3 protein-coding genes and 2 pseudogenes are annotated in these 7,406 nt (G+C 52.9%); 1 reads left to right on the top strand and 4 read right to left on the bottom strand.

Translation table 11 applies throughout. The features are described 5' to 3' along the window. The coding region (locus BFF42_RS07635; RefSeq protein ID WP_033555117.1) for an IS3 family transposase at positions 1-256 on the bottom strand (256 nt) is incomplete at its 3' end. A 191-nt stretch (positions 257-447) separates the two neighbouring features. After that, a pseudogene (gyrA, locus tag BFF42_RS07630) lies at positions 448-3,074 on the bottom strand (DNA topoisomerase (ATP-hydrolyzing) subunit A). A 146-nt stretch (positions 3,075-3,220) separates the two neighbouring features. On the opposite strand from gyrA, the gene ubiG reads away from it, so the two are divergent. Then, the gene (ubiG, locus tag BFF42_RS07625; RefSeq protein WP_000990754.1) at positions 3,221-3,943 is read left to right on the top strand and encodes a bifunctional 2-polyprenyl-6-hydroxyphenol methylase/3-demethylubiquinol 3-O-methyltransferase UbiG; all 723 of its coding nucleotides are present in this window, start codon (positions 3,221-3,223) and stop codon (positions 3,941-3,943) included. Positions 3,944-4,070: 127 nt separating this feature from the next. On the opposite strand, the pseudogene yfaL reads toward ubiG, so the two are convergent. Continuing rightward, positions 4,071-7,106, bottom strand: a pseudogene (gene yfaL / locus BFF42_RS26750) (AIDA-I family autotransporter adhesin YfaL/EhaC); the annotation flags it as partial. 15 nt (positions 7,107-7,121) lie between these two features. Continuing rightward, a partial coding sequence (locus BFF42_RS07610) for an IS1 family transposase (protein WP_216080627.1) occupies positions 7,122-7,406 on the bottom strand: 285 nt, incomplete at its 5' end.

Genomic DNA, 7,406 nt, shown 5'->3' with positions numbered 1-7,406 from the left:
TTTTTAATATTTCATTCTCCATTTCAATGCGTTGTAGCTTTTTCCTCAGCTTACGTATTTCGATTTGTTCTGGTGTTATCGGAGAGGCTTTTGGTGTTTTGCCCTGACGCTCATCACGCAGTTGTTTGACCCATCTTGTCATTGTGGAAAGGCCAACATCCATAGCTTTGGCGGCATCTGCCACCGTGTATTTCTGGTCAACAACCAGTTGAGCGGATTCGCGTTTAAACTCTGCGCTAAAATTTCTTTTTTTCATTGGAGCACCTGTGTTGTTCTGAGGTGAGCATATCACCTCTGTTCAGGTGGCCAAATTCAGTGTGCCACTTCATTTTTACGGGCACAGCCAAACTTTACCGTACCCTAATACGACAAAAGCCCAGACTTTGCAGCCTGGACTTTTCAATTCAAACAAGGGAGATAGCTCCCTTTTGGCATGAAGAAGTAAAATTATTCTTCTTCTGGCTCGTCGTCAACGTCCACTTCCGGAGCGATTTCATCGTCCCCTTCCGCGGCACTGCCGTCGATGGTATCGAGATCTTCCTCGTCAACCGGTTCAGCAACACGTTGCAGACCCACTACGTTTTCATCTTCCGCAGTACGGATGAGGATCACGCCCTGGGTGTTACGGCCCACGATGCTGATTTCTGAAACGCGAGTACGTACCAGCGTACCGGCATCGGTGATCATCATGATCTGGTCGCAGTCATCTACCTGTACCGCGCCAACAACTAAACCGTTACGTTCGGTAACCTTGATGGAGATAACCCCTTTCGTCGCACGCGACTTGGTTGGGTATTCCGCCACTGCGGTACGTTTACCGTAACCGTTTTGCGTTGCGGTGAGGATTGCGCCATCGCCACGAGGCACGATCAGAGAGACGACTTTATCGCCTTCACCTAAGCGAATACCGCGAACACCGGTGGTGTTGCAGCCCATCGCACGGACAGAAGACTCTTTAAAGCGCACCACTTTACCTTCAGCGGAGAACAGCATTACTTCGTCTTCGCCGCTGGTCAGGTCAACGCCGATCAGCTCATCGCCGTCAACCAGTTTGATCGCCACTTTACCGGCGGTACGCAGACGGTTGAACTCGGTGAGGACAGTTTTCTTCACGGTACCGTTAGCGGTCGCCATGAAGACTTTCACGCCTTCTTCAAACTCGGTCACTGGCAGGATCGCAGTGATACGTTCGTCCTGCTCCAGCGGCAGCAGGTTGACGATCGGACGACCGCGCGCGCCACGAGTGGCTTCCGGCAACTGATAAACTTTCATCGAATAGACGCGACCACGGCTGGAGAAGCACAGAATATGGTCGTGAGTGTTCGCCACCAGCAGTCGGTCGATAAAGTCTTCTTCTTTAATACGTGCGGCAGATTTACCTTTCCCGCCACGACGCTGCGCTTCGTATTCAGAAAGCGGCTGATACTTAACGTAGCCCTGGTGAGAGAGCGTCACTACCACATCTTCCTGAGTGATCAGATCTTCCAGGTTGATGTCTGCGCTGTTGGCGGTGATTTCAGTACGACGTTTGTCACCGAACTGTTCACGAACCAGCTCCAGCTCTTCACGGATCACTTCCATCAAACGATCGGCGCTACCAAGAATACGCAACAGTTCCGCGATCTGATCCAGCAGCTCTTTGTATTCGTCGAGCAGTTTTTCGTGCTCAAGGCCGGTCAGTTTCTGCAAACGCAGATCCAGAATCGCCTGAGCTTGCTGTTCGGTCAGGTAGTACAGACCATCACGCACGCCGAACTCTGGCTCCAGCCATTCCGGACGCGCAGCATCGTCGCCAGCACGTTCGAGCATCGCGCAACGTTGCCCAGCTGCCACGGATTAGCAACCAGCGCAGTTTTCGCTTCTGCAGGCGTCGGCGCATGACGGATCAGTTCGATGATCGGGTCGATGTTCGCCAGCGCCACGGCTAATGCTTCAAGGATATGAGCACGATCGCGAGCTTTACGCAGTTCGAAAATAGTACGACGGGTCACCACTTCACGGCGGTGACGAACAAACGCCGCGATGATGTCTTTCAGGTTCATGATCTTCGGCTGACCATGGTGCAATGCCACCATGTTGATACCGAAAGAAACCTGCAACTGGGTCTGGGAGTAGAGGTTGTTGAGCACAACTTCACCGACCGCATCGCGTTTCACTTCAATCACGATGCGCATACCGTCTTTGTCAGACTCGTCACGCAGCGCGCTGATGCCTTCCACGCGTTTTTCTTTTATCAGTTCCGCAATCTTCTCGATCAGGCGCGCTTTGTTTACCTGATACGGAATTTCGTGGACGATAATGGTTTCACGACCGGTTTTGGCGTCAACTTCCACTTCTGCGCGAGCGCGGATATACACCTTGCCGCGACCGGTACGGTAAGCTTCTTCAATACCGCGACGACCGTTAATGATTGCCGCCGTCGGGAAGTCCGGCCCCGGGATGTGTTCCATCAGCCCTTCAATGCTGATGTCTTCATCATCGATATACGCCAGACAACCGTTGATGACTTCCGTCAGGTTGTGCGGCGGGATGTTGGTTGCCATACCTACGGCGATACCGGAAGAACCGTTCACCAGCAGGTTAGGAATTTTGGTTGGCATGACGTCGGGAATTTTTTCCGTGCCGTCATAGTTATCAACGAAATCGACCGTCTCTTTTTCGAGATCGGCCATCAGTTCATGGGCAATTTTCGCCAGACGGATTTCCGTATAACGCATTGCCGCCGCAGAGTCGCCGTCGATGGAACCGAAGTTACCCTGACCGTCTACCAGCATGTAACGCAGCGAGAATGGCTGCGCCATACGGACGATCGTGTCATAAACCGCCAAGTCACCATGGGGATGGTATTTACCGATTACGTCACCAACGACACGGGCAGATTTTTTATAGGCTTTGTTCCAGTCATTGCCTAGTACGTTCATGGCGTAAAGTACGCGACGGTGTACCGGCTTCAGGCCATCTCGGACATCTGGCAGCGCACGGCCAACAATGACCGACATCGCATAATCCAGATAGGAGCTCTTCAGCTCTTCCTCAATGTTGACCGGTGTAATTTCTCTCGCAAGGTCGCTCATCTAACCGCTATCCCTCTACTGTATCCCGGATTCAAAGGTCGCAAATTATAACACAGCCGCGCAGTTTGAGGTAAACCTATACGCTTTATTCACATCCAATGCCTGATATACTCGTTTGTCTTGCCAATTACGGAGTAGAAGTGCCAATGAATGCCGAAAAATCGCCGGAAAACCATAACGTAGACCACGAAGAGATCGCTAAATTTGAAGCCGTCGCCTCCCGCTGGTGGGATCTTGAAGGTGAGTTCAAACCGTTGCACCGCATTAACCCGCTGCGTCTGGGCTATATTGCCGAGCGTGCTGGCGGTTTATTTGGCAAAAAGGTGCTCGATGTCGGTTGTGGCGGCGGCATTCTGGCCGAGAGTATGGCGCGCGAAGGCGCGACGGTGACCGGTCTGGATATGGGCTTTGAGCCATTGCAGGTGGCAAAACTGCACGCGCTGGAAAGCGGCATTCAGGTGGATTATGTGCAGGAAACCGTGGAAGAGCACGCGGCAAAACATGCCGGGCAGTATGATGTGGTGACCTGCATGGAGATGCTGGAGCACGTCCCCGATCCGCAGTCAGTGGTCAGAGCCTGTGCGCAACTGGTGAAACCAGGCGGCGATGTCTTTTTCTCGACGCTTAACCGCAACGGCAAGTCATGGCTGATGGCGGTGGTTGGCGCGGAATATATTTTGCGCATGGTGCCCAAAGGCACGCATGATGTGAAGAAGTTTATTAAACCGGCAGAACTGCTTGGCTGGGTAGATCAGACAAGCCTTAAAGAGCGACATATAACCGGGCTACATTACAACCCGCTCACTAATACTTTTAAACTCGGCCCCGGCGTGGATGTGAACTATATGCTGCACACGCAGAATAAGTGAGGTTGTTGTTTGGCCGAGCCAATGCCTGATGCGACGCTTGCCGCGTCTTATCAGGCCTACAAATGCTCCCCGTAGGCCGGATAAGGCGTTTACGCCGCATCCGGCAACCGTGCCGACTAGACAGTGATTACCATTTCACCGTCATCGACAAAAACCCTGCCGTCTGGGCAAAATCATCACTCCCTTTCTGCCACGCCACGCTGCCGCGCAGGGACACTCGCTGACTGATATTGCCCGTGACTCCCACTTTTATTTCACCCCGTCGCTTCACCGCATCGTCACTGATAGTGCTGCCATCTTCTTCAATTTCCGTCGCATGGGGATCGTGATAATAATTCAGATCTAATGTTGGTGTGACACCAACCGCGGTACGCCATTCGCTGTGTAAACCCAGCCGCGTCTGAATATCATCCCCCTGCGATTGTGACACGCGCGCATGGTTAGCGGCGGTAAAATCATCCTGCTGCACGTCCTGATAAATCACCTGCGCCTGCGGTTCAATCACCACACCACGCCCCGGTAACCACTGATACCCGGCTTCCAGCGAGGCGATAATCCCCGACGAATGGTAACGATCCACGCCATCTTCATGTTCGGAAACATCATTGTTAAACCACGCGTATTGCAGCCAGCTATCCAGCCAGGCCCCCTGCTTCTAATTACCGTGCTGATACCAGCTTGAGGTCAGCCCAACGGCATAACCGTGGTTCTGGTTATCGGCGCGAGTTCCGGTCATATTCGAGCGGCTGTCGCCCTGATTATCACTGTAGCCACCAACCGCCCCAAGCATCCACTCGCCATCCGTGCCCCAGCGCCCGCTAAACAAGCCGCCGCTAAGCTGCACCGTAGAAGTGTCTTCCTGCTGAGCCAGTTGCCCTGCCACCGTGTAATGATAACGTCCGCCGATAACACGTAAATTCAGCGTCTGACCATCGCCACCAGCGTGATCGCGTCGCTCCATCATAAACGCCTGATTTGCCGCCCGCAGGTTATTGAGATAACCGCCAACTTTGGCATTCAGCACCGGCTGGTAAGCGGGGATTGGATCGGGTGTTGGGTCAGGATCGGGTGTTGGGTCCGGGTCTGGATCAGGTGGCGATGGCGGCGTTACTTCTTGCGATCGCAGATACCAGTCGTTGTTATCTTCCACTAGCGTGTAGTCATACGCTCCCATGTTGACGTAGCCACTGCCAGCCAGACTGAACTGTGCATTGTTTTGAAACTGCGTGGGATCAGCTGCGAAATCAACCACTTTAATGCCTGTCGATATCGGCTCACCAATCCCTGTAATGGAGTTAACCACCACAGTTGTGTTGCCAGCAGTATTACCGTTCATCACCAATTGATCGCTTACCGAGTCATCGCCGTTTAATTCGCTGTCGAACAGTAGCGTACCGCCGCCGGTATAATCACCGTTTACCGTTAGCGTATCGCCAGCGACGCCATTTTGCAGGCTAACCGCACCGGACGTATTGGTCAGATCACCATTAACCGTCACGTCGGCAAGATAGGTCAGGCTGTCAGTTTCAAGGTTGGTATTAAGCTCACCTGTCAACGTCACGCCATCGGTAGCATTCACCAGCGTCCCATCGCCGTTAAACAATGAGGCATTAAGGGCGACGGAAGTATCCTGCCCGGTCAGACGCAAAACCGTACCATCGCTGATATCGATAGTGCCGCTGGAAGTAGCATCGATAGACTGAATATCCTGATCCGCGCCAGTAACGAACGTCGCCCCATCACCGACCCACAGTGACGAAGCATAAGGAAAGATATCCGCAACATCGCCTTTCAGGGTGCCTTCTTCGACACGTACTGCCGACTGCGTTGTACCGCTGGCGGTCAGCTCCAGCGTACCCGCCCCCGTTTTAGTAAATGTGCTACCCTCATCCTGATGCTGCCCGCTGCTGTCAGCCATCAGTGCGCCCCACTGCGTGTCTACCCCCGCATCAACTGCCACTTCACCGTCGGCGCGCATTTCAATATCACGCCCATGCTCAGTCGTCGTAGTGCGAGTATCGACATTGGCAGTAATCTCCATCACGCTTTCTTGTTGCTTATCGGTAAAGATAACCTGGCGGTTATAGTGGGTATCTCCAAGCTGCGAGTTGTCGCTCACCATCAGCGTACCGGAGGCGATTTGTGTTGTGCCCAAATAACTATTATTGTTTGCCAGACTTACCTGCCCGTCGCTCGCATCGACCACCACGTAGACGCCATCTTTCCCGTCGCCGCCGATATGCAAATTGTCGCCACCTGCAAGATCTACCACATCCTGACTGCCGATAACCGTTCCGCTGCTGCCACTGACTTCAAGGCCATCATTGTATGATGTGCCGCTCTGCCAGGTGGAGAAATCAGAGAGATCGAGCACACCGCCGTTTAACACGATCGACTGCGGATCGTCCTGGAGAGCGGCGAGATCTGCCGCGTCGCCTTCCAGCGAAAGCACCGCACCATCATCAACGACTATATCGCCGGTTAGCGCCATCGACTGCGCCCCCGACAGCACGTAGCTGCCGTTTTGCGCAATGGTGAGCTGACCAGCACCTTCGATGGTGCCAGCAAAACTACCTTGATTAACAGTAACATTGCCACCAGCATCGATATTTAAAGTGCCATTCTGAAAGCCCGTCAATGAGTGCACAAAGGTTTGTTGGGTGGAGCCAACGTTTAGCTCTGCCTGATTCTAGTACTTATCAATACTCCCTATCGTCAGACCGTAGCAGTCTTGCGGATCGTCCTGGCAATGCGTATCGCCGACATTCATCAGGGAGTTGCTGCGGCCCAGGGTAACTTCACCGTTTTCAATCTGCATCTCGCCAGTAAAGTCATTGTTATCTGCATTAAGTACCAGATCGCCGGAACCTGTTTTGGTGATCAACCCGGTACCAGCAATAGAGTCAACAGCTCCGTCATTCTCTGTATTGCCGATAACCAGCGTTTTTCCGTCGGCAATATCAAAGGTAACTTCACTTAAGCCGAGATACATAAAGCCACCCGCCGCAGTGGAAGGACCATCTCCATAGCCTGCTGCGCTGTTGTTCTCATCCACTAACACGCCGCCGTTCTGGCTGTAGCTGTCATCAACAGAAATATCAATAAGATAGGGAGCCGTCGCGCTATTGGTATATATCGCCCCGCCATAACCTTCGGCAGTGTTGGTAATGACTCCAACTTACTGATAGTGTTTTATGTTCAGATAATACCCGATGACCTTGTCATGCAGCTCCACCGATTTTGAGAACGACAGTGACTTCCGTCCCAGCCTTGCCAGATGTTGTCTCAGATTCAGATTATGTCGCTCAATGCGCTGAGTGTAACGCTTGCTGATAACGTGCAGCTTTCCCTTCAGGCGTGATTCATACAGCGGCCAGCCATCCGTCATCCATACCACGACCTCAAAGGCCGACAGCAGGCTCAGAAGACGCTCCAGTGTGGCCAGAGTGCGTTCACCGAAGAC

Origin of the sequence: Shigella sp. FC1661, from assembly GCF_001712525.1 — a bacterium.
Taxonomy (GTDB): Bacteria; Pseudomonadota; Gammaproteobacteria; order Enterobacterales; family Enterobacteriaceae; genus Escherichia; species Escherichia coli.
Note: the sequence above shows the minus strand (reverse complement) of the source record. Positions and strands in the feature narration are given on the sequence as shown.